The organism is Erwinia sp. QL-Z3, assembly GCF_004551645.1.
GTDB lineage: Bacteria > Pseudomonadota > Gammaproteobacteria > Enterobacterales > Enterobacteriaceae > Erwinia > Erwinia billingiae.
On sequence record NZ_CP037950.1, the window covers coordinates 3,256,364 to 3,275,432 of the forward strand.

Annotated in this window: 27 protein-coding genes; 12 read left to right on the forward strand and 15 right to left on the reverse strand. The window is 53.9% G+C overall.

The genetic code is table 11. The annotated features are described in order from the left end of the window. Nucleotides 1-63 precede the first annotated feature (63 nt). From purB to rluE, 5 genes are all read right to left on the reverse strand, one after another. Nucleotides 64-1,434 carry an adenylosuccinate lyase gene (gene purB / locus E2F51_RS15810; RefSeq protein WP_134823900.1) on the reverse strand — a complete coding sequence of 457 codons (1,371 nt, stop codon included), beginning with the start codon at nucleotides 1,432-1,434 and terminating at the stop codon, nucleotides 64-66. Nucleotides 1,435-1,462: 28 nt separating this feature from the next. After that, nucleotides 1,463-2,107: a high frequency lysogenization protein HflD gene (gene hflD / locus E2F51_RS15815; RefSeq protein WP_134823901.1), complete on the reverse strand. Its 645-nt coding sequence runs from the start codon at nucleotides 2,105-2,107 to the stop codon at nucleotides 1,463-1,465. A gap of 73 nt (nucleotides 2,108-2,180) precedes the next feature. Beyond that, nucleotides 2,181-3,284 (reverse strand): tRNA 2-thiouridine(34) synthase MnmA, encoded by a 1,104-nt coding sequence (gene mnmA / locus E2F51_RS15820; RefSeq protein WP_134823902.1) that lies wholly within the window; start codon nucleotides 3,282-3,284, stop codon nucleotides 2,181-2,183. A 57-nt stretch (nucleotides 3,285-3,341) separates the two neighbouring features. After that, a complete protein-coding gene (locus E2F51_RS15825; protein WP_013201716.1) occupies nucleotides 3,342-3,818 on the reverse strand; it encodes an NUDIX domain-containing protein in 477 nt (158 codons plus the stop codon). A 33-nt stretch (nucleotides 3,819-3,851) separates the two neighbouring features. Continuing rightward, nucleotides 3,852-4,484, reverse strand: a complete 633-nt coding sequence (rluE, locus tag E2F51_RS15830; RefSeq protein WP_134823903.1) for a 23S rRNA pseudouridine(2457) synthase RluE — start codon at nucleotides 4,482-4,484, stop codon at nucleotides 3,852-3,854. Between the two features lie 132 nt (nucleotides 4,485-4,616). On the opposite strand from rluE, the gene icd reads away from it, so the two are divergent. After that, nucleotides 4,617-5,867 (forward strand): NADP-dependent isocitrate dehydrogenase, encoded by a 1,251-nt coding sequence (gene icd / locus E2F51_RS15835; RefSeq protein ID WP_134823904.1) that lies wholly within the window; start codon nucleotides 4,617-4,619, stop codon nucleotides 5,865-5,867. Nucleotides 5,868-5,998: 131 nt separating this feature from the next. Here the strand turns inward: icd and E2F51_RS15840 are convergent, their stop codons facing one another. From E2F51_RS15840 to E2F51_RS15850, 3 genes are all read right to left on the reverse strand, one after another. Next, nucleotides 5,999-6,469: a GNAT family N-acetyltransferase gene (locus tag E2F51_RS15840; RefSeq protein ID WP_134823905.1), complete on the reverse strand. Its 471-nt coding sequence runs from the start codon at nucleotides 6,467-6,469 to the stop codon at nucleotides 5,999-6,001. After that, on the reverse strand, nucleotides 6,469-6,996 hold the full coding sequence (locus E2F51_RS15845; protein ID WP_134823906.1) for an ATP-binding protein: 528 nt from the start codon (nucleotides 6,994-6,996) through the stop codon (nucleotides 6,469-6,471). Before E2F51_RS15845 ends, E2F51_RS15840 begins: the two co-directional genes overlap by 1 nt. Before the next feature lie 221 nt (nucleotides 6,997-7,217). Next, entirely contained in the window at nucleotides 7,218-8,048 is an 831-nt protein-coding gene (locus E2F51_RS15850; protein ID WP_053145469.1) for an alpha/beta fold hydrolase, read from the reverse strand. Nucleotides 8,049-8,363: 315 nt separating this feature from the next. Here E2F51_RS15850 and E2F51_RS15855 point away from each other — a divergent pair, with 315 nt between their 5' ends. Continuing rightward, the gene (locus E2F51_RS15855; protein WP_013201722.1) at nucleotides 8,364-8,744 is read left to right on the forward strand and encodes a putative holin; all 381 of its coding nucleotides are present in this window, start codon (nucleotides 8,364-8,366) and stop codon (nucleotides 8,742-8,744) included. Further along, nucleotides 8,731-9,018, forward strand: a complete 288-nt coding sequence (locus E2F51_RS15860) for a phage holin family protein (protein WP_013201723.1) — start codon at nucleotides 8,731-8,733, stop codon at nucleotides 9,016-9,018. Before E2F51_RS15855 ends, E2F51_RS15860 begins: the two co-directional genes overlap by 14 nt. A gap of 8 nt (nucleotides 9,019-9,026) precedes the next feature. On the opposite strand, the gene E2F51_RS23855 is transcribed toward E2F51_RS15860, so the two are convergent. Both E2F51_RS23855 and E2F51_RS15865 read right to left on the reverse strand, forming a co-directional pair. Next, the gene (locus E2F51_RS23855; RefSeq protein WP_167738403.1) at nucleotides 9,027-9,164 is read right to left on the reverse strand and encodes a hypothetical protein; all 138 of its coding nucleotides are present in this window, start codon (nucleotides 9,162-9,164) and stop codon (nucleotides 9,027-9,029) included. Between the two features lie 121 nt (nucleotides 9,165-9,285). Then, nucleotides 9,286-9,975 carry a helix-turn-helix transcriptional regulator gene (locus tag E2F51_RS15865; protein WP_013201724.1) on the reverse strand — a complete coding sequence of 230 codons (690 nt, stop codon included), beginning with the start codon at nucleotides 9,973-9,975 and terminating at the stop codon, nucleotides 9,286-9,288. Between the two features lie 279 nt (nucleotides 9,976-10,254). On the opposite strand from E2F51_RS15865, the gene E2F51_RS15870 reads away from it, so the two are divergent. From E2F51_RS15870 to E2F51_RS15885, 5 genes are all read left to right on the forward strand, one after another. Further along, a complete protein-coding gene (locus E2F51_RS15870; RefSeq protein ID WP_134823907.1) occupies nucleotides 10,255-10,722 on the forward strand; it encodes a glycoside hydrolase family protein in 468 nt (155 codons plus the stop codon). Beyond that, the gene (locus tag E2F51_RS15875) at nucleotides 10,719-11,069 is read left to right on the forward strand and encodes a hypothetical protein (protein ID WP_013201726.1); all 351 of its coding nucleotides are present in this window, start codon (nucleotides 10,719-10,721) and stop codon (nucleotides 11,067-11,069) included. The genes E2F51_RS15870 and E2F51_RS15875 overlap by 4 nt, the downstream gene beginning before the upstream one ends. Then, nucleotides 11,066-11,266 carry a hypothetical protein gene (locus tag E2F51_RS23860; protein ID WP_167738404.1) on the forward strand — a complete coding sequence of 67 codons (201 nt, stop codon included), beginning with the start codon at nucleotides 11,066-11,068 and terminating at the stop codon, nucleotides 11,264-11,266. Before E2F51_RS15875 ends, E2F51_RS23860 begins: the two co-directional genes overlap by 4 nt. 232 nt (nucleotides 11,267-11,498) lie before the next feature. Further along, nucleotides 11,499-13,250, forward strand: coding sequence for a glycosyl hydrolase family 28-related protein (locus tag E2F51_RS15880; RefSeq protein ID WP_134823908.1), 1,752 nt, complete (start codon nucleotides 11,499-11,501; stop codon nucleotides 13,248-13,250). A gap of 299 nt (nucleotides 13,251-13,549) precedes the next feature. Continuing rightward, nucleotides 13,550-13,747: a hypothetical protein gene (locus E2F51_RS15885; protein ID WP_013201729.1), complete on the forward strand. Its 198-nt coding sequence runs from the start codon at nucleotides 13,550-13,552 to the stop codon at nucleotides 13,745-13,747. A gap of 15 nt (nucleotides 13,748-13,762) precedes the next feature. Here the strand turns inward: E2F51_RS15885 and E2F51_RS15890 are convergent, their stop codons facing one another. Both E2F51_RS15890 and E2F51_RS15895 read right to left on the reverse strand, forming a co-directional pair. Continuing rightward, entirely contained in the window at nucleotides 13,763-14,005 is a 243-nt protein-coding gene (locus E2F51_RS15890) for a hypothetical protein (RefSeq protein ID WP_245174121.1), read from the reverse strand. A 96-nt stretch (nucleotides 14,006-14,101) separates the two neighbouring features. After that, nucleotides 14,102-14,347, reverse strand: a complete 246-nt coding sequence (locus E2F51_RS15895) for a DinI-like family protein (protein ID WP_013201731.1) — start codon at nucleotides 14,345-14,347, stop codon at nucleotides 14,102-14,104. A 205-nt stretch (nucleotides 14,348-14,552) separates the two neighbouring features. Between E2F51_RS15895 and E2F51_RS15900 the strand changes: the two genes are divergently transcribed. Beyond that, a complete protein-coding gene (locus E2F51_RS15900; protein ID WP_013201733.1) occupies nucleotides 14,553-14,777 on the forward strand; it encodes a YgdI/YgdR family lipoprotein in 225 nt (74 codons plus the stop codon). Between the two features lie 111 nt (nucleotides 14,778-14,888). Next, nucleotides 14,889-15,293, forward strand: a complete 405-nt coding sequence (locus tag E2F51_RS15905; RefSeq protein ID WP_041691970.1) for a hypothetical protein — start codon at nucleotides 14,889-14,891, stop codon at nucleotides 15,291-15,293. 7 nt (nucleotides 15,294-15,300) lie between these two features. On the opposite strand, the gene E2F51_RS15910 is transcribed toward E2F51_RS15905, so the two are convergent. Then, nucleotides 15,301-15,963, reverse strand: coding sequence for an MBL fold metallo-hydrolase (locus tag E2F51_RS15910; protein WP_013201735.1), 663 nt, complete (start codon nucleotides 15,961-15,963; stop codon nucleotides 15,301-15,303). A 15-nt stretch (nucleotides 15,964-15,978) separates the two neighbouring features. Next, nucleotides 15,979-16,899, reverse strand: a complete 921-nt coding sequence (gene ldcA, locus E2F51_RS15915) for a muramoyltetrapeptide carboxypeptidase (protein WP_105759226.1) — start codon at nucleotides 16,897-16,899, stop codon at nucleotides 15,979-15,981. A 292-nt stretch (nucleotides 16,900-17,191) separates the two neighbouring features. Between ldcA and emtA the strand changes: the two genes are divergently transcribed. Next, nucleotides 17,192-17,815 (forward strand): membrane-bound lytic murein transglycosylase EmtA, encoded by a 624-nt coding sequence (emtA, locus tag E2F51_RS15920; protein ID WP_371732187.1) that lies wholly within the window; start codon nucleotides 17,192-17,194, stop codon nucleotides 17,813-17,815. Between the two features lie 53 nt (nucleotides 17,816-17,868). Here the strand turns inward: emtA and E2F51_RS15925 are convergent, their stop codons facing one another. Further along, nucleotides 17,869-18,606 (reverse strand): flagellar brake protein, encoded by a 738-nt coding sequence (locus E2F51_RS15925; protein ID WP_134823909.1) that lies wholly within the window; start codon nucleotides 18,604-18,606, stop codon nucleotides 17,869-17,871. A 185-nt stretch (nucleotides 18,607-18,791) separates the two neighbouring features. Between E2F51_RS15925 and E2F51_RS15930 the strand changes: the two genes are divergently transcribed. Then, nucleotides 18,792-19,040, forward strand: a complete 249-nt coding sequence (locus E2F51_RS15930) for a GlsB/YeaQ/YmgE family stress response membrane protein (protein ID WP_013201740.1) — start codon at nucleotides 18,792-18,794, stop codon at nucleotides 19,038-19,040. Nucleotides 19,041-19,069 lie beyond the last annotated feature (29 nt).

Here is a 19,069-nt window from a genome sequence, read left to right on the forward strand (position 1 = left end):
TAGGTGAAAGCAGATAAACAGCAGGTTAACGCGGGCCGACTAGCGCCGGCCCGCGAGGCAGTATTACTTCAGGTCGTCGACCATCTGAATCGCACGGCCGATGTAGTTAGCCGGGGTCATCAGTTTCAGGCGGGTTTTCTCTTCTTCCGGCAGCGCCAGGCTATCGATAAACGCTTTCATGCCATCGGCCTCCACACGCTTGCCACGGGTCAGCTCTTTCAGCTTTTCATACGGCTTTTCAATGCCGTAACGGCGCATCACGGTCTGAATTGGCTCGGCCAGCACTTCCCAGTTGTGATCCAGCTCGTCCAGCAGTCGGTCACGGTTCACTTCCAGCTTAGAGATGCCTTTCAGCGTTGACTGATAAGCGATCACCGCATAGCCGACACCCACGCCAAGGTTACGCAGCACGGTGGAGTCAGTCAGGTCGCGCTGCCAGCGTGAAACTGGCAGTTTGCTTGCCAGGTGTTGCATCATGGCATTGGCCAGACCCAGGTTGCCTTCTGAGTTTTCGAAGTCAATCGGGTTAACTTTATGCGGCATGGTGGAAGAACCGATTTCGCCAGCGATGGTTTTCTGCTTGAAATGGTTCAGGGCGATATAACCCCAGACATCACGATCGAAGTCGATCAGGATGGTGTTGAAGCGCGCCATGCAGTCAAACAGCTCGGCAATGTAGTCGTGCGGCTCGATCTGCGTGGTGTACGGGTTCCAGGTGATGCCCAGACCGGTGACAAAGCTTTCACTCAGTTCATGCCAGTCCACTTCCGGGTAAGCAGCGATGTGTGCATTGTAGTTACCGACAGCGCCGTTGATTTTACCCAGCATTTCAATGCGTTCCAGCTGACGAAGCTGACGCTCGAAACGGTATGCCACGTTCGCCATCTCTTTACCCAGCGTAGACGGCGTGGCCGGCTGACCGTGGGTACGGGAAAGCAGAGGAATATCGCGGTATTGCACGGCCAAATCTTTCACGGCGGAGATGATCTGGGTCCAGTAAGGCACGATCACTTCACGGCGTGCGGTTTCCAGCATCAGTGCGTGAGACAGGTTGTTGATGTCTTCAGAGGTACAGGCGAAGGGGATGAATTCAGAAACCGCATGCAGCGCGGCGTTTGGCTCCACCTTCTCTTTCAGGAAGTACTCAACCGCTTTCACATCATGGTTGGTGGTGCGTTCGATGGTTTTGATGCGCGCTGCATCTTCCACGCTAAAATTGCTGACAATCGCATCGAGGAAAGCGTTTGCGTCGGCATCAAATGCAGGAACTTCCTTGATCTCTGCGCAGTCGGCCAGTTTCTGTAACCAGCGAACTTCCACTTCCACGCGGAATTTCAGCAGGCCAAATTCGCTGAAAATGCCACGTAACGGGGTGATTTTGTCGCCATAACGGCCATCAACGGGTGAGACGGCAGTCAGAGAGGATAATTCCATCAGTGCAACTCCTGGATCGGTTAACAAATTAGAGTGAAGACTCGGGCATACGGGACAGCATTTGCTTCGCCTCAGCGGCGAGGCGATTGCGTGAAAACATTAACTGCAGGCGACCGCCGCCGACCTGGTGCCAGAGTACCGCAGAACGGATACCGGCAAGCAGGGTGGCGCGGACTTTGCTCTGGATCTGCGCATTCTGCAACACGGCGGGCGAGCCGGTAACCTGAATGCGTGGACCGAGCGGGCTAATCACATCGACATAGATGGCCGCCATGGCGCTCAGCAGCGTGTCGGAATCTAAATCATAGTGCGCCAGCTGGCGATCTAACTGGCTGACGCGCTGAGAAAGGTCGTTCAGCGCGCTCTTATTGGCGCTGAGCTTACGCTCCAGGACCATCATACTCAGCGTATAGCGGGTCAGTTCGGCACCGGCACCGTGGCGGCTGCTGCTGTTTAACACCGCCAGTAGCGACTCAAGACCGAAGCGCAGATTCGCTTCATCATTGCCATAAATCGCCAGCGTTGATGCCGGGTTAAGATCGACCACGCTTTGCAGCGAGGTTTTCAGCGGCTCTGCCGGACAATGGCCCTGATGCGCCAGTTGCTGGACCAGATGAGCAGACTGGCAGATGCCCGCGAGGGCCAGCGTAATATCGTAATAATTCTTCGCCACGGTAACTCCTGTAAATCCCCTTGTTCAGGGGTTACGCCAGTATGCTGTTATCATTTTCAGGGGCAGCGTGCGCTTAAAGCAGCGGCATGCGTGCTTCGATAATCCCACCACCCAGGCAGATTTCATCAAGGTAAAACACCGCAGACTGGCCCGGTGTGACAGCGGCAACCGGCTCGTCGAAGCGGACTTCAATCCGATCTTCGCCTAATGGCGTCACGGTGCAAGGAATATCGGCCTGGCGGTAACGGGTTTTGACCGTGCAACGCAACGGCGCCGTGAGGATTTCGCGGTCCACCCAGTGCAGCTGTTGTGCCACCAGGCCAACAGACATCAGGCGCGGATGTTCATGGCCCTGTGCCACCACCAGGATGTTATTGGCGACATCTTTATCGACCACGTACCAGGGTTCTTCGCTGCCGGCTTTGGTGCCGCCAATACCCAAACCTTTACGCTGTCCCAACGTATGGTACATCAGGCCCTGATGTTCACCGACCACTTCTCCTTCGGCATTTAAAATCGGACCTGGCTGAGCCGGTAAGTAGCGGCCCAGGAAGTCACGGAATTTGCGCTCGCCGATAAAGCAGATGCCGGTCGAATCTTTTTTCTTCGCGGTGATCAGCTCAAGCTCTTCGGCAAGGCGGCGCACTTCCGGTTTAGCCAGTTCGCCAACCGGGAACAGGCTCTGCGCGATCTGCTCGTGGCCAAGGGTGTAGAGGAAGTAGCTCTGGTCTTTGTTGTCGTCCAGGCCGCGCAGCAGACGGCTTTTGCCATCGACATCCTGGCGACGAACATAGTGACCGGTGGCGATAAAGTCGGCGCCCAAATCTTCGGCGGCAAACTCGAGGAAGGCTTTGAATTTGATCTCTTTGTTGCAGAGAATATCCGGGTTAGGCGTGCGTCCGGCTTTGTACTCTTCCAGGAAGTGCTCAAAGACGTTATCCCAGTACTCGGCAGCAAAGTTTACCGTATGCAGGTAGATACCTAATTTGTCGCAGACCGCCTGCGCATCGGCCAAATCTTCCGCGGCGGTACAGTATTCCTCACCGTCGTCCTCTTCCCAGTTTTTCATAAACAGGCCTTCAACCTGATAGCCCTGCTGTTGCAGTAACCAGGCGGAAACCGAGGAGTCAACACCGCCGGACATACCGACGATCACTTTTTTCTGGCTTAGAGACATGAGAAATACCCGACTTTAGTGGCAGTTAAAGGCTGCCCTGTAAAATTGCGGCATATTCTACCACGCGTCTGCCGCGGGCGCATCCTCGCTAAATGGCCACTGAAACGCGCTTAGCACCTCCAGTGGATAGCGCGGCCCTTGCTGATAAATCCGGATACTTTCCGCAACCAGCGGAGAACGGAGCTTTTTCGCGTTGAGGATCTCGTCCGGTGGCAGCCACCAGCAGCGATCGATATCACGATCCTGCGGGTAAGTCGGCAGCACGTTCGGTAAATCCAGCGCGAACAGAAAGCGTAAAAACGGCGTATTATCCGGCGCGATCCATTGATGCAGGCGCAAAAACGCCTGCGGAACGCCTTCCAGCCCCGTCTCTTCATACAGCTCGCGCACCGCGGCCTGCAGCAGGGTTTCGTTAGCTTCCAGATGACCGGCAGGCTGATTCCAGGTCGCGCGTCCTCTTACCATCTCTTCCACCACTAAAAATTGCCCTTCGGCTTGCACAACGGTGGCCACGGTGACGTGGGGTTTGAACATGGCTGACTCCTTGCTGGTAATGGCTTAAGTGGCTCAAAGAGGAAATTCGGCGGTGACGTCTCGCCATTCGCCCGGCGGTAAATCCTGCAGCAGCTGCGTGCCCATCGCAAAACGAATCAAGCGCAGGGTAGGGAAGCCAATCTGCGCGGTCATCCTTCTGACCTGGCGATTACGCCCTTCGTATAAGGTGATCTTTAACCAACTGGTGGGAATGGCTTTTCGCTCGCGGATCGGTGGATTACGCGGCCATAACCACTCCGGTTCGGCCACTAACTCTGCGCCGGCGGGCAGGGTCGGGCCATCTTTCAGATTAACGCCATCCCGCAGCGCCTGAATATGGCTGATATCGGGGATGCCTTCCACCTGAACATAGTAAATTTTCCCGGTGCGTTTTCCGGGCTGAGTCAGCGTGGCCTGCAGCGCGCCGTCGTTGGTCAGCACCATCAGCCCTTCGCTGTCGCGGTCCAGGCGTCCTGCGGCGTAAACACCGGCCACCGGGATGAAATCCTTCAACGTACTTCGTCCCGCTTCATCGCTGAACTGGGGCAGCACATCAAAAGGTTTGTTAAAAATAATGACACGGCGTGGACCTTTATCGACCTGACGGGCGCTAGAGGACGGGCTGAATCGTTTAACGCGGTGATTCTTAACGGAAGATTTTCGCATATGCTTTGCACTTTAAAACCATGAGCGCATTATACCGCAATCCGGAGATGATTGGCGCGACGTGAATATTCAAGTAGTATTGACGCGCATCTTACAAATCATTAACAAAAAAAGCGCTCGAAGGAGAGGTTAATGGAAAGCAAAGTAGTTGTTCCGGCGGAAGGTCAGAAAATCACCCTGGCGAATGGAAAACTGAACGTACCTAACAACCCTATCATCCCTTTCATTGAAGGTGACGGTATCGGTGTGGACGTTTCTCCAGTGATGATCAAAGTTGTCGATGCCGCTGTGCAGAAAGCTTATAACGGTGAGCGTAAAATTTCCTGGATGGAAATTTACACCGGTGAAAAATCGGTAGAGCTCTACGGCCCGGACGTTTGGTTGCCAGAAGAGACGCTGGACCTGATCAAAGAGTACCGCGTGGCGATCAAAGGCCCACTGACCACCCCAGTCGGCGGCGGTATTCGTTCCCTGAACGTGGCTCTGCGCCAGCAGCTTGATCTCTACATCTGCCTGCGTCCGGTGCGTTATTACACCGGCACACCAAGCCCGGTTAAGCGTCCAGAAGAGACCGATATGGTCATCTTCCGTGAGAACTCCGAAGATATCTATGCGGGTATCGAGTGGAAAGCCGGTTCTGCAGAAGCGGATAAAGTGATCAAGTTCCTGCGTGATGAAATGGGCGTGAAGAAAATTCGCTTCCCAGAGCAGTGCGGTATCGGCGTTAAGCCGTGTTCAGAAGAAGGCACCAAACGCCTTGTTCGCGCTGCCATCGAGTACGCAATCACCAACGATCGTGACTCGCTGACGCTGGTTCACAAAGGCAACATCATGAAGTTCACCGAAGGTGCCTTCAAGGATTGGGGCTATCAGCTGGTGAAGGAAGAGTTCGGCGGTGAGCTGATCGACGGCGGCCCGGGGATGAAGATCAAGAATCCGAACACTGGCAAAGAGATCGTTGTAAAAGACGTTATCGCCGATGCGTTCCTGCAGCAGATCCTGCTGCGTCCGGCTGAGTATGACGTTATTGCCTGTATGAACCTGAACGGTGACTACATCTCCGACGCCCTGGCGGCGCAGGTTGGCGGTATCGGTATTGCGCCTGGTGCAAACATCGGTGACGAGTGTGCACTGTTCGAAGCGACCCACGGCACCGCACCTAAGTACGCTGGTCAGGATAAAGTGAACCCAGGTTCAGTGATCCTGTCCGCAGAAATGATGCTGCGTCACATGGAATGGTTCGAAGCCGCAGACCTGATCGTTAAAGGCATGGAAGGCGCAATCGCTGCCAAAACCGTGACCTATGACTTTGAGCGTCTGATGGATGGCGCTAAGCTGCTGAAATCTTCAGAGTTTGGTGACGCAATGATCAAACACATGTAAGTGTGTTTGCTGCGATAAGAGGAGCCTTAGGGCTCCTTTTTTTTCGTCCACAGAAAGGAGCGGGGTAAATCCTCCCAGCGTCGCCACAAAGGGTTCATTAAGGTCAAACTGACGATATTTCCCTAAAGGCATCATATGTTGATCACCATATCAATGCAGGGCAGAGCGCCCGCGCTGGCCGAGTGATAGACGGTTTCTTTAACTAATGTGAATCCCTGTTTTTGATAGAAGCTCAGGGCGTTTGGTGTGGAAGAGAGCGTCAATTTCCTGATGCCACGCTTTATGGCCTCCTGCTTTAAGGCGGTGACGATCTCCGCTGCATAACCTTTTCCCCAATACGCCGGCAGGGTGAAGATGGCTTCGATGCTGTTTTCTGCCAGGTCCAGAAAGCCGGTCGCCACGGGGAAGCTCTTCGTAGGATCATCGATGACAAAGAAGGGGTTGTTGAGCACCGCCTGACGATATCCTTCTGGCATCTGTTCTGGTGTCCAGGCCCGTAATGCTTCGGCAGAATAGACATCCTTACATCCGGCGCGCAGTGCTTGATTACGTATATTCCACAACTGTTCAACCTCTTCAACAGCAGCGAGTCTGACGGCCATTACTCTTCTCCTTCATCTTCAGACGAATGCACTATCACCTCAAACCCTTCTTCAGCCTGCGGCGCTTCAAAGTAGCGGCTAATCAGCTCGAACTGCGCGTCGGTTGCGGCAAAGTCATGGTTTCCGCCGGCGTTTCTGGCCTGCAGACGGGCCTTACAGCGGCTGTCAGCGACATCGAGGTAATGCAGTTGCGGTAGTACAGAGGCTGAATCGGCAATTTCCCGCATCCATTTGCGTAGCGACAGCGTATTGGCCGGGAAATCCAGCACCACGGAAAGGCCCGATTCCAGCAGCGCGATCAGATGGGGTGTCATCGCCGCACGCAGCTTAGCCGAACAGCGGACATAATCTGCCACGCTGTTCATTTCATCGCGGTACAACGCCGCCAGCCAACGATCTTCAGAAATGAGTAGCGTAGCGGGCGCCTCAGCCAGTTGACTCGCCAGAGTCGATTTGCCGGAAGCAATTTTCCCGCACAGCAAATGCAGGGTGGGAGAGGAAGCGTTTGGAAGGGAACCGGTAGACATTTTTAACCTCGCTGTATGAAACCAGACAAGGCGCCCGCCTTATCTGGCGGGTGTCGACTGAAAGACGAACGTTATCCCACCGGAGTTACGGGTGTAATAATCATCATCTGGGTGGTAGAGGAATCAGGGTGCATGGTTTAAAAACTAGCAGAAGGCAGGGGGTGAAGTCTATCGCCGCGATCTGCACGGCAAAAAGGGGGCATCCCGCCCCGCAGGCGCAATCAGCTTTTAATAAAGTTGAGCAAATCCTCATTCACCTGATCTTTATGGGTACTGCACAATCCGTGCGGCGCACCCGGATAGACTTTTACCGTTGGGTTTGGCAAAAGCTTGATGGCCGCTTCACTGGACGACTTCGGCGGCACAATCTGATCGTCGTCGCCGTATAGCACCAGCGTTGGGATGGTCATCTTCTTCAGGTCTTCCCGTTGATCCGTTTCGGAGAAGGCCGCCACACAGTCATATAACGATTTAAGCGATCCCTGCATTCCCTGCAGCCAGAAGCTGTCGCGCAATCCCTGTGAGGACTGCGCAGAGTCGCGGTTAAAACCATAAAAGGCAGTGGGGAAGTCCTTAAACAGTGAGGATCGATCCTTCAGCAAGCCCTCGCGGATCCCGTCGAACACCGTTTTGGGTAAACCGTCCGGGTTAAAATCGGTCTTAACCATAATCGGCGGTACCGCACCAATCAGTGCCGCTTTTGCCACACGTGAGATGCCGTGACGGCCGATATAGCGGGCCACTTCGCCTCCGCCGGTAGAGTGGCCGATATGCACCGCATCCTGTAAATCCAGCGCGGCGGTCAGTTCAGCCAAATCGTCAGCGTATTGGTCCATATTGTTGCCGTCCCAGGGTTGGGAAGAGCGGCCGTGTCCCCGACGGTCATGGGCGATCACCCGATAACCGTGCGAAGCCAGGAAAAACATCTGATCTTCAAACGCATCCCCGGACAAAGGCCAGCCGTGGCTGAACACTATCGGCTGGCCTTTGCCCCAGTCTTTATAGTAAAGGCTTGTCCCATCTTTAAGTTTTAGATAGCTACCTGATGACATTATTTCACTCCTCACACAATTAACTGATTGATTGGGAATAACATTACCTGTGGCAGGTCGGGCTGTTAAAGGCTAGTTCATAGCCTTGAAGTTGTCGCATCGCGCGCGGTGAATTCGCCGGAGTTGAGGGAAAACAACGGCATAATCAGCGCCAAAAAATAATGAATTAAAGTGCTCACGCGTACGCATTAAGCGATCTAAGGTATTACTATCAGCAGCAACAGCGCAGACAAACGAATTTTTGGAACCCTGGCCCCGGCCGGGGTTTTTTGTTGCTCAAATCCTTGAGAAGACGCTGTAGCAAAAGGGGGCATTATGGTCGGGAACTTACTCGCCGTTAGCGCAGGCGCGGCATCTTCAGCAGGTTCATTGTTGTCCGGTCCGATGGCCGGCATCAATTATGGGGTGTTATTCGGTGCCTTTGCGGGGGCTGTTTATTATGTTGCCAGCGCCGTCGATCTCAGACTGATTGTGCGTGCAGCCTATTTCCTTGTCTCGTGGATTGTGGGGGTGTTTGGCTCAGGGCTGGCAGGTGCCAAGCTGGAACAGTTATCGGGCTATACCGACCGTCCGCTGGATGGGCTGGGAGCCATATTACTCTCCGCCGTGGCAATCAAAACCTTAACCTTATTCAGTGAGCATGATCCGGTCAGCTGGCTGGCACGCCTTAAAGGAGGTTTCCATGGTAACAAATGATCCTCTGGTACTCACCAACGTCGTCACCGCCACCGCCATTGCGCTGCGGCTCATGATGTTTCGCAAACCGGGCGCCCACCACCAATGGTGGGCATCGTGGCTGGCTTACTTAATTGTGCTGTCCTACGCCTCGATTCCTTTCCGCTATTTCTTTGATGCATACGCCCATGCCAGCTGGGCGTCGGTGATGGTTAACCTGATTTTTGCCGCAGCCGTCTTTCGGGCGAAAGGCAATGTGGCGCTGATTTTTGCCGTGCTGCGACCACAGAAATAGGTTAACCGTCACTCTTTCACCCCTGGCGGCAGCGTCAGGGCTTTATCAATCCGGCGGTTACTGCCGGTCAGGGCTTGAGTGAGCTGGCGATCCAGTTTTTTGCAGGCCTCGCGATAGCGTAGGGCCCGGCGTTGTCGTGAGTTCATCAGTGCACCTCGTTAAGGAGAGTATCGGTAAACTAACCTTAGAAGGGGTTTTTATATGCGTCAAACGCATTAAATAGCGGAGAAGGAAACAAAACCCGCCGGAAGCGGGTTGCACAGAGACTTAGCCATGGCGGCGGAACTGTTGCGACTGGCTGAGCATTACCCGGCCGGCCACATGCAGCATCGCCATCTCCTCAGCGGAAATCGTCCACTCTTTATAGCGGGGGTTATCGGAAATGACATACAGTTCTGACTTCACTTTTTGCAGGCGTTTTACGAACATATCGCCATTGAAATCAAAAACGTAAATCCCATCACCATCGAAGAAGGGGACGCTGACGTCGACAAAAATCAGATCGCCAGGTTCAATGGTTCCTTCCATGCTGTCGCCCCGGACGTTTATCAATTTAACAATGGCCTCAGGTTTATTGCCAAAAATAACGCTGGCTTCCTTCCGCACATATTCAATAGATCTAATGACCTGAACCACTTCTCTGGCCGGTGAACCTTCACCCGCACTGGCAGAAACATCAAGGACGTCAACACGATACACATCATCTCTCCCCATTTCGGTTAACGAAGATACACTGTATAAATCACCAGTATTCTTCAGCTCTCCTGATGAGAATAGCGCAGAAATCGGCACTGCGAGTGCATCCGCCAATTTTTGTAGCAACGCATCGCTGTATCCCTGCACCCCGCGTTCCAGTCTGGACAGGTTCCCGACATCACTTCCTACCTGCATTGCTAACGCGTTTAGCGTCATCTTCTTCGCTTTGCGAAGCTGTCTGATTCTTTCTCCGGGTTTCATTAAGCGTTCACACCTTTTTTATGCGTTTTACACAAATCGCCTTGCGCAATAAAATACTGCCTACTAATATGCGTATAACGCATTAAATAACGTCTCCACGCAACATCTGAAGCCGTTACGCTCTTTACACAATCTGGCCGCGCCGATACAGGTGCCTGTAAACCTCGCAATTAACCTGCCTGTCGATCATTTTTCCACAGGTGAAAAATGATTCCTACGCATTTTTCAGCCAGCCTTGCTGTCTGATACTCATTTTTTGCGTCAAGAGGAGTATTTACCATGAGTCAGATAGTTTCCATCCTAAAGTATGAAGAAGGGTATCGCGACGTTCCCTTTATAGACACCCTGGGCTATCCCACCGTGGCCGCAGGGATCAAAATCGGTCCAAAAGGCGCGGCCCTGACCAGCTATATCTTCAAAGTGCCGGCGCCGGTCGGTGAGCTGGGGATGCAGATGTTGGTCGAGAGCAAAATTTTTGAGCTGAAGCAGCGCCCACTGCTTGCCGATGCGCTTCGCCAGTGCAATGAGGCGCGGGCCGACATTCTCTTCAGCATGGCCTATCAAATGGGTGTGGAAGGGCTGTCGGGATTCAAAGAGAGCCTGAAAGCGATGTCACGCGGCGACTTTTCCTCTGCGGCGGACGGCATGCTGAACAGCCTCTGGGCCAGGCAGACGCCGGCCCGGGCGAAACGTCATGCTGCGGTGATGCGCAGCGGCACCTACGACTGCTATCGGGGGTTGCTATGAAATTCGCCCTCTATCTCTGCGCCATCCTGATGACCATTCTGCTGCTGTTAACGATCCGCAAGTACAGCTCGGTTGAGTTTGTGCATCATGCCAGGCTGCTGTTCAAAACCTGGTCGGTGTGGCTGGCTTCAGCCGGATCGGTGATCAGCGCCTGGGTGCAATCCTTTCCTGATTCCGCGATGCGCGCCTGGCAGCTGTTACCGCCCGATGCCAAAAGCGTTATTCCCCCCAACTACCTCGGCATGATTGGGGCATTTATGGTGGCGATGGCGGTGATGGCGCAGTTTGTCCGCCAGCGGCCGTTAGCGACTGAACGAGAGAAACTCGATTGCGGAGAACACACATGAATCGTCTGCAACTACTGGGGGCGGGATGGCGTTTGCTGTCCGGCCTCCGCACCCCGAAGCAAAATGAGGACATTATCATGACTGATACCACCACGATCCCCGAAGAGAGCAACGGCCCGTTAAGCAGCAATACCCAAACTCGCCAGGTCACGGTAATCACCAATGACGTGGTGCTGGAAAAGTCGGCGAGTTGCTGAGCTCGGTCGGGCACAACATCGATGAGTACGCCGAAATCGTCGCGCTGGCCAAGAAGCTGGTAACAAAATAGCGTTACCGGCACTGAATCCCTTTTATCTCCAGGCGGCCTGGCCGCCATCACTCTAATACCCTGCAACGTAACGTCCCATCTCCATCTCCATCTCCATCTCAATCTCAATCCTGCCCGTCACGGGCGTCTCACTGGACGTAACCATCCATCCGGAGGTCTTTATGATCGAAGTAAACTGCTTTGCTGATTTGCGAACCACTGCGCCAACGAAAGCCGGTGATATTGCGGCACTCAAACGCTACTACGACAAGGATTCCAGTTTTCATGGCGGCGGCGACTTTGTCGGCTTCCTCGGCACCACCACGCTGAGTGATGACGGCGGCTCGATGGCGAAGGGCAGCACCTTCTACTGGAAGCGCATCATTAATGACACCGAACAGGTGAATTTGTATCATTTTGGTGCGAAAGGTGACGGCGTCACCGACGATACCGACGCCTTTAAGCGGATGTTTAGCTGGTCGCAAGGCTATGATGTTAATGCAAAAGATATTGGCGTGCGTTTCCCGGCAGGCAAGTTTTTAATCTCGCCTGTCGACCTCAGCGCCAGCGAAATTCCGTGTTTTGCTCTGTATGGTGACGATGCGCCGTATGGCGTCACGCCCAGAACGGTGATTATCTCGGACAAATCGATCAACACGGTGTTCAAGGTGAATGCCCGCCGGACCATCATTCGCGGCATCAGCTGGAACGGCCAGGCCACGGCGGATACGGCCAGCAATACCGGGGCGATCACCGCGGACATGCTGTCCAACGTGCAGCCGTTCTTTGAGAACACCACCATCGAAGGGGAGTTCGTTAATATCCGCTGCTTCCGCGTGCAGTATAACGGCGGCACGGCGGTGAAACTGCTGGATACCCTCGACACGCGATTCGATCAAATCTATTCGCAAAATACCTATGCCCGGGTCTTTGACATCAGCTGGTCAAACTCGCCAAACGGCGTCTGGGATCACTCGACCGCCATTGAGCTGTCGAATGCCAACTTCCAGTACGGTTATGGCGATGCCACGCTGAAGATGCCGCGATTAACCCAGGGGCTGATCCGCAACGTCTGGGTTGAACATACCCGCTTCCCCGGTGATTTAAGCAACGGCCAGTGGATTATCGATGCCCTGAGCCTCGAGGATTGCGCCAATCCGCTGCTGCTGAATAACAGCCGGGTGCTGCTGCGTCAGCTCAGCCTGCAGGCCGGTGCGACGGTCAATCTGGACAATACCTCCGATCGCTGGCTGTCAGGCTATGAGAGCGGCTGGCGTCGTGATGAAAACTTTGGCACCACCATGACCGGATCGATGAAAGCCGGCTGGTACAGCGGCTATAAGCTCAGTAACACATCGGACACCGATAAATGGTATCGCATCGGCAAATTTGTCTTCCCGAAAGCCAATCAGCAGTGGACGCTGGAGATGGTCAGCAAACAGTCGACGGCCAATCCTTCCGGCACCGCGGCCAGCCCGCTGCAAACCATCTCCTCGGGCGTCACCTACCTGAATCTGCAGCGCTGCGTCAGCTCAGTGTGGGCCGATATGTTCCATCGCGGCACCACGGCGGTGGTTGACGTCAAGTATGCGCGCAGCTATCAGAATATCGTTGAGGTCTGGGTGAAGCTGAAAGCGGGCAGTGGCGACACCATGTTTAACGTGCGATCGACCGGGCCAACGCGGTTTGAAGCCGGGGAGTGTTCCTTATTTACACCGGATCTGTCGGAGGTTACCGATCTGACCACCGTCGGCACCGTCACGCCCAACGCGCGCTTAAGTTTCCACAACGGCCTGGCGGGCATCGGCGCCAATGAAAATGGGGTCGTGACCTTAGCGACAACGGAGGCGGCATCCCCAGTCAGCGCGGCCCCGGTGGGGTATATCACCCTTAACGTTAACGGGATAGATCGTAAATTCCCTTACTTCAGCTGAATAGTAGCTTGCTAACGAAAACCGCCTGCTAAGGGCGGTTTTTTTTCGTCTGAGGATTTTAAGCGAACTTTTCCTGCGAAAGGGCTGGTAGTCAGTGGCAAAGGGTGAAATAGTGCTGATTCATCACCAGGATTAATCTGTTTTTTGCCGTGATTTTTTCTGATTTGGGCGGATAAAACGCCTTTTTGGTCAAAAAAGCGTAAAAAACGGACGTTTTTACACTCCGGCAGAAATCGGGGGTTGAGATGGCGGAGTGTTGATCCGTAAAATAGGGCCAAAACGCAAATCAGGAGAATTCTGTGTCAGAAGCTGCTTCAATCGAAGATAACCCCAACCGACTGGAAGAAGCGAAAAACATCGCTTTGGGCTGGCGTATTGTTGGCAATATCGAACCGCAGACGCTGGAAGATGCCATTCAAATGCTGCGCGACAGTGCGGCCCATGCCGCGAAAGTCTACGAATTGTTGTATGCGGAAATTGCTCAACGGGCGAAATAGTCCGGCGACTGCGTATTATGCCGTCTGTGCCAGACCCGCAGAGCGAGAGTCACGCCACGCCTCCCAGCATCTTGCAGGATCGATATCACGGTATCCTCGTGACGGATCCATCCCCCGGACAAGGTTGTCCGGCACGGAAATGCAGGTGGCATTATCACGAATTTGTTCCACTTCCTGCTGCGTCAACCCACTGCCTTTTTGCTTTTCAGCGTTCACCAGTAAACTGACCAGTGACGGAATATAAAGTACTGCCATCATCGCATTCCCATTCGTTATGCCCTGGGAACATCTTCGGCTCAGCGGGTGAAAACTTTAGCGGTGGACGCGCACAGTGTGAAAAATGCCCACCGTCGTTTAAAATTCTTCTGACACCAGCCACTGATCGGCTTCATCGAACATCTCTTCAATGATCCGCAGCATCACCGACTTGTCACTTTTACTGGCATCGGTTTTCACGCCATTAGCCTGCATCGGTTTTACCTTCACTTCGGCAGCCGGGAAAACGCGCTGAATACGCTTCTCCAGCTCGTTCAGAATCAGTTCCTGCGCATTGGGCAATCCGGCAACGTTGCGCTTATCGTAAGTCAGTTCTACAAACATGGGGTTATCCTGGTTATAAATGCTGGATAAAAATACAGTTAATGTCCGCAACCTTCAATGAAAATTTGCCCTCCAGGAATAAACTGAAAAATGGCCTCGCGCCGCCAATCTGTGAAGCAAACGGAATTCTCCGCAACATTCATCAAATTAACGAAAATCACCAGGCTACACTGCACAGTGTTGAATCCAATGAAGGAAACCTAAAATGAAAAAATTAGCTTGTGCACTGACCTTACTCGCTGGCGGATTGCTGCTGGCAGGCTGTTCCAGCGACCATGTTCTGCAGATGAAGGATGGCAGCACCGTGGTGGTCCAGGGGAAACCTGAAGTCGATAAAGCCACCGGCATGGTGATGTATACCGATGAAAATGGTAAGCAGCAGGCGGTGAATCAGGATCAAATCAAAGAGATGAACTCGCTGAATAATTAATCTCTGCCGGGGATTTAGTAACACTTAAGGCAAACGTGGGTAGCGTCCTGTGGTAGGCTTTCTGACATATAGTCAATGAAATCAGAGAGAATCGCCCGGAGACCGCTGCCCATGTTCCGCACTATCGCCACTGGATGTTTGCTCGTCTGTGCCACCTTTGCTGCACAGGCTAACAACGACACGCCGCCACTCAACACCGAATTTCAGATTACCTGCCCAGGCCGCCCCACGATGACCGTCACCCAGGCGCAATACGGCCTGACCACCCTTATGTGGCCGGGCGATAATTTCCAGATTGCGGCGGGTAATCAGCGTTCCAAAACGGATAACGGGGTAAAGGTGTCGATCGTGCTGTTCCGCAATGGCGATCAGATGGTGGTGAACACCTCAGACGATGACACCTTCTTCTCCTACAGCGGCGTACAAAAGCTGGTGCCCTGTAGCCGCAGTAGCGAGCGTGAAAACAGCGCGGTCGATCTGCAACGTACCGATTCGTCCGGCAACGTCGCCTCCTGATCGCCGGCTAGTCAGGCAGCCGCTGGCGCAGATCCAGCGGCGAACTCTCCGCCTCATCCAGCAACGCCAGCCATTCGCGCATCGTCACTTCCTGCCAGGACAGATGTCCGGCGGTGGTGCCCATCAACACCACGTCGGGCCTCAGCGCCCGATAGAACTCAATCGACTTTTTCAAATCCGCTTCGTTGCTTTCCGGCACCAACACCGTCACCCAGCGATCGTGTGACATGGTGATGGTGTCGCCAACAAACAGATAGGTTTTGCCAAAGGGTGAGGCATACAGATAGCTGGTGCTGCCCGGCGTATGGCCCGGCGTGGGAACCACGTGAAAGCTGCCACAGTGCAGCTCAGCCTGATTGAAGGTGTCGTCAGCTTCGACATACGGGCTGATCGCGCCCAGCGCCTTGTTATGACAATACAAGGCCGCGTTAAAGCGCGTTTGCAGTAAACGGGCACCCGGCCCGGCTTCATGGGAATGGGTCAGATAATGGCGGATAATCCCGCCCAAATCTTCAATCGCCTGATGGTCGTTCAGATTCTCGACGCGGGAAATCAGTAAGTTTCCCCGCGTATGCTGCAGCAAAAATCCATGCATCATCAGTTCCGGCTCATGCTCACTGGCCGGAAACTCCGGGGTTGAAACCCAGAGATCCTCGTACAACTGCTTCATGGGCGCTCCGGATGGTTAACGAAGCGTAGGGTGCCCTGATAGCGTCAGCGTGCTGCTTGAACCCTTGACCTGTAAATGTCCCTGCGCGCCTAACGGAAGCGTCACGGTATTCCAGTGATGGCCAAATTCAAGACCGGTAACCAGCGGTACGCCCGTTACCTGACGAATCAGCGTCCAGACGCTGTCGAAGTCATAGCCATTGTCATAATCGGTGAGTGTCGCGCCGGTAAAGCTGCCGGTCACAATTGCCTTCTGTCGTGCCAGGATGCCGCTCTGTGCCAGCTGAAGAAGCATTCTCTCCACGCGGAAAGGGTGCTCATTCACATCCTCGATCACCAGAATGCCGTCTTCAATCTCCGGCAGCCAGGGGGTGCCCATCATCGAGGCAATCATCGCCAGGTTACCGCCCCAGACGGTGCCCTGTACGTCGATATCCTGCGGCTGCGTTTCCCAGCTAAGGATTAATTTAGGCGAAGTCAGCGCGCGCCAAAAGTGGTCAACGGTGAAATCAGATAAAACCTCAGCGCCAAAATTGCCGGTCAGCATCGGGCCACTGAAAGAAATGGCACCTTGTTTCAGCAGCGGAAGCTGGATAGCGGTGAAGTCGCTGTGGCCACACAGCGCCACCGGCTGGTCCTTCAGGCGGGCAGCGACGGCGGCAAAATCAATCTGCGGCAGCAGCCGGGTCGCGCCATAACCGCCACGCACCGCCAGCAGGATATCCGGCAGATCCTCCATCTGCGCCAGACCGTTTATATCCTGCAAACGTTCGGCATCATCCCCCGCAAAGCGCTGGTCACGGCGGGCAATCACCTCGGTATTCACCACGTGATGCCCTTGATCCTTCAAGCGTTTTACCGCCAGCTGCGCGGCCGGCTGATTATGGCAATAGCCAGAAGGAGCAATCAGATGAAAAGTGCGCGGAGTAACGGACATAATGTTCACTTTAATCCTCGGTGCGGCGAAAGATCGGCCGTATTTCAACGGCATTTTGCAGGCAGTGCGAAAAAAAAGTCGCCTTCAATCACAATCTGTGTGATTTTTATCCACTTCGAAAGGAATTTTTTTACGCCACTGACGGTCCAATACCCCTGATGATGACGAAAAGCGCAGGTGAAGTCACCCGCAAGCGCGTCAAATTCAGAGTTTCGGTAATTTTCTTTTGTCCGGCGCACGCTATTGTAAGGCGCGAGGCTAAGGCTCAGAGGATGAAAACAGCGTGAGAAAAGTGAAAACGGTTGCGATACTGGGCGTGTTACTGCTGGCGGGATGTGCCAGTGAACCGCATAAACAAACAATAACTCAGCAGCAAACGCCGTTAACCCAGGCGCCGCCAGAAAAGGTGGCTCAGGCCTGGTCGATGTTCACGGAGAGCGCAGCAAACAACTACGGGGTCGATCCAAAGCTGGTAGATGCCATTATTTCAGTCGAATCGGGCGGCAATCCAACGGTAGTCAGTAAGTCGAATGCCATTGGATTGATGCAGATTAAAGCCTCAACAGCAGGCCGTGAAGTTTACCGGGTTCAGGGAAGAAGAGGGCAGCCAAGCAGTAAAGAGCTGCGCGATCCGGTAAGGAACATTGATATCGGTACGGCCTATCTGAAGATCCTGCAGGATCAGTCGCTGGCCGGCATCCGCGATCCGAAAACCCTGCGTTACGCCACCATCGTGTCGTATGCCAACGGTGCCGGTGCGTTGCTGAGAACCTTCTCACGCGATCGGGATCAGGCGATTGCAATGATTAACTCAATGTCGCCGGAAGAGTTTTACCAGCACGTGCAGAATAAGCATCCTGCCGCTCAGGCACCGCGTTATCTGTGGAAAGTGACCACCGCTTACCGCACCATCTAAAGGGTCCGGCGTGCTGACTGCCCGGCACGCCGCCTGTTCTTCAGGTCGGCAATCTACTGGAAGCGAGTGGCTTTATCGCGCGCCAGGCGCTCAAGAGAAAAAATCACCTGCTGAAGCGAACGTTCTTCGCCCGCATTTAATGAACTGAAGCGGAAGCTCAGACGTGGGGTGACCACGGTTTCATTCTTATTGCCGACAATGCTGCGCTTACCGACGTTGATCAGATACGCATCCACTTCAAAACGGCCATATTCCCCCAGCTCAACGCGCAGCTTCTTAAACTGCTCGCCACCGTGCAGCCCTTCCGGGATCGGCGAATCGCCCAGCACGCCAATGCCGCCGAGTGACAAATCCTGCAGACGCATCCGGCCTTCGCCGCTGCCGTCGGGCCATTGCACGTAGCAATAAAATATCGGGTCAAGCGGGGCATTCACGCGGAAAAATTCCCGCCGTTGGATCATCCACAGAATATCTGGCAGGTCGGCACCGAAGGCGGGCAGGCCATCAAACTTATCGTCAGTCAGCGTGCCGAGAGCGAATTCGACCTTCGCCCCGTGCGTTTCCGCCGTCAGATGCAGGTCTTCGGCGTCCATCGCCAGCTGGTTTTCATGATCGTTACTGCCCAGATCGAGCACCATCCGATCCTTGTCGGCATCCAGCAATTTGGTAATAAACTGGCCACGCGCGTGAGAGACCAGGATTGGCGTCTGATTTTTCATCAGATTCTTCAATACCGCCAACACCGCCAACGGGCCGCGTTTCAGGTACTGTTCATTATCGTTTTCTTTCACATTCCACTCCGGTTGACTGCCAGAAAACACGCTTTGAGCGGTGATACGTCGAAGTATCGGCATCTCAACGTGACGCTTTAGGGCTGAAGCAAAAAAAACTGACAAAAAGTTTAGATTTAAATCACAGAGTTAGAATCCTGTCCTATACTAATCCCGTCTAATCAGTAAGTAACAAGGAGCTGTAAATGGGAATTTTATCTTGGATCATCTTTGGTCTGATCGCAGGGATTATCGCTAAGTGGATTATGCCAGGTAAAGACGGCGGCGGATTTATCATCACCGTGGTTCTCGGCATCATCGGTGCTGTGGTCGGCGGCTGGATCAGTACGCTGTTCGGCTTCGGCAGGGTAGACGGGTTTAACTTCGGCAGCTTTGTTGTCGCGGTGATCGGCGCGATTGTGGTGCTGTGGATTTACCGTAAAGTGAAAAGCTGACCAGCGATGGGCAGTAAAGGAAAGGGAGA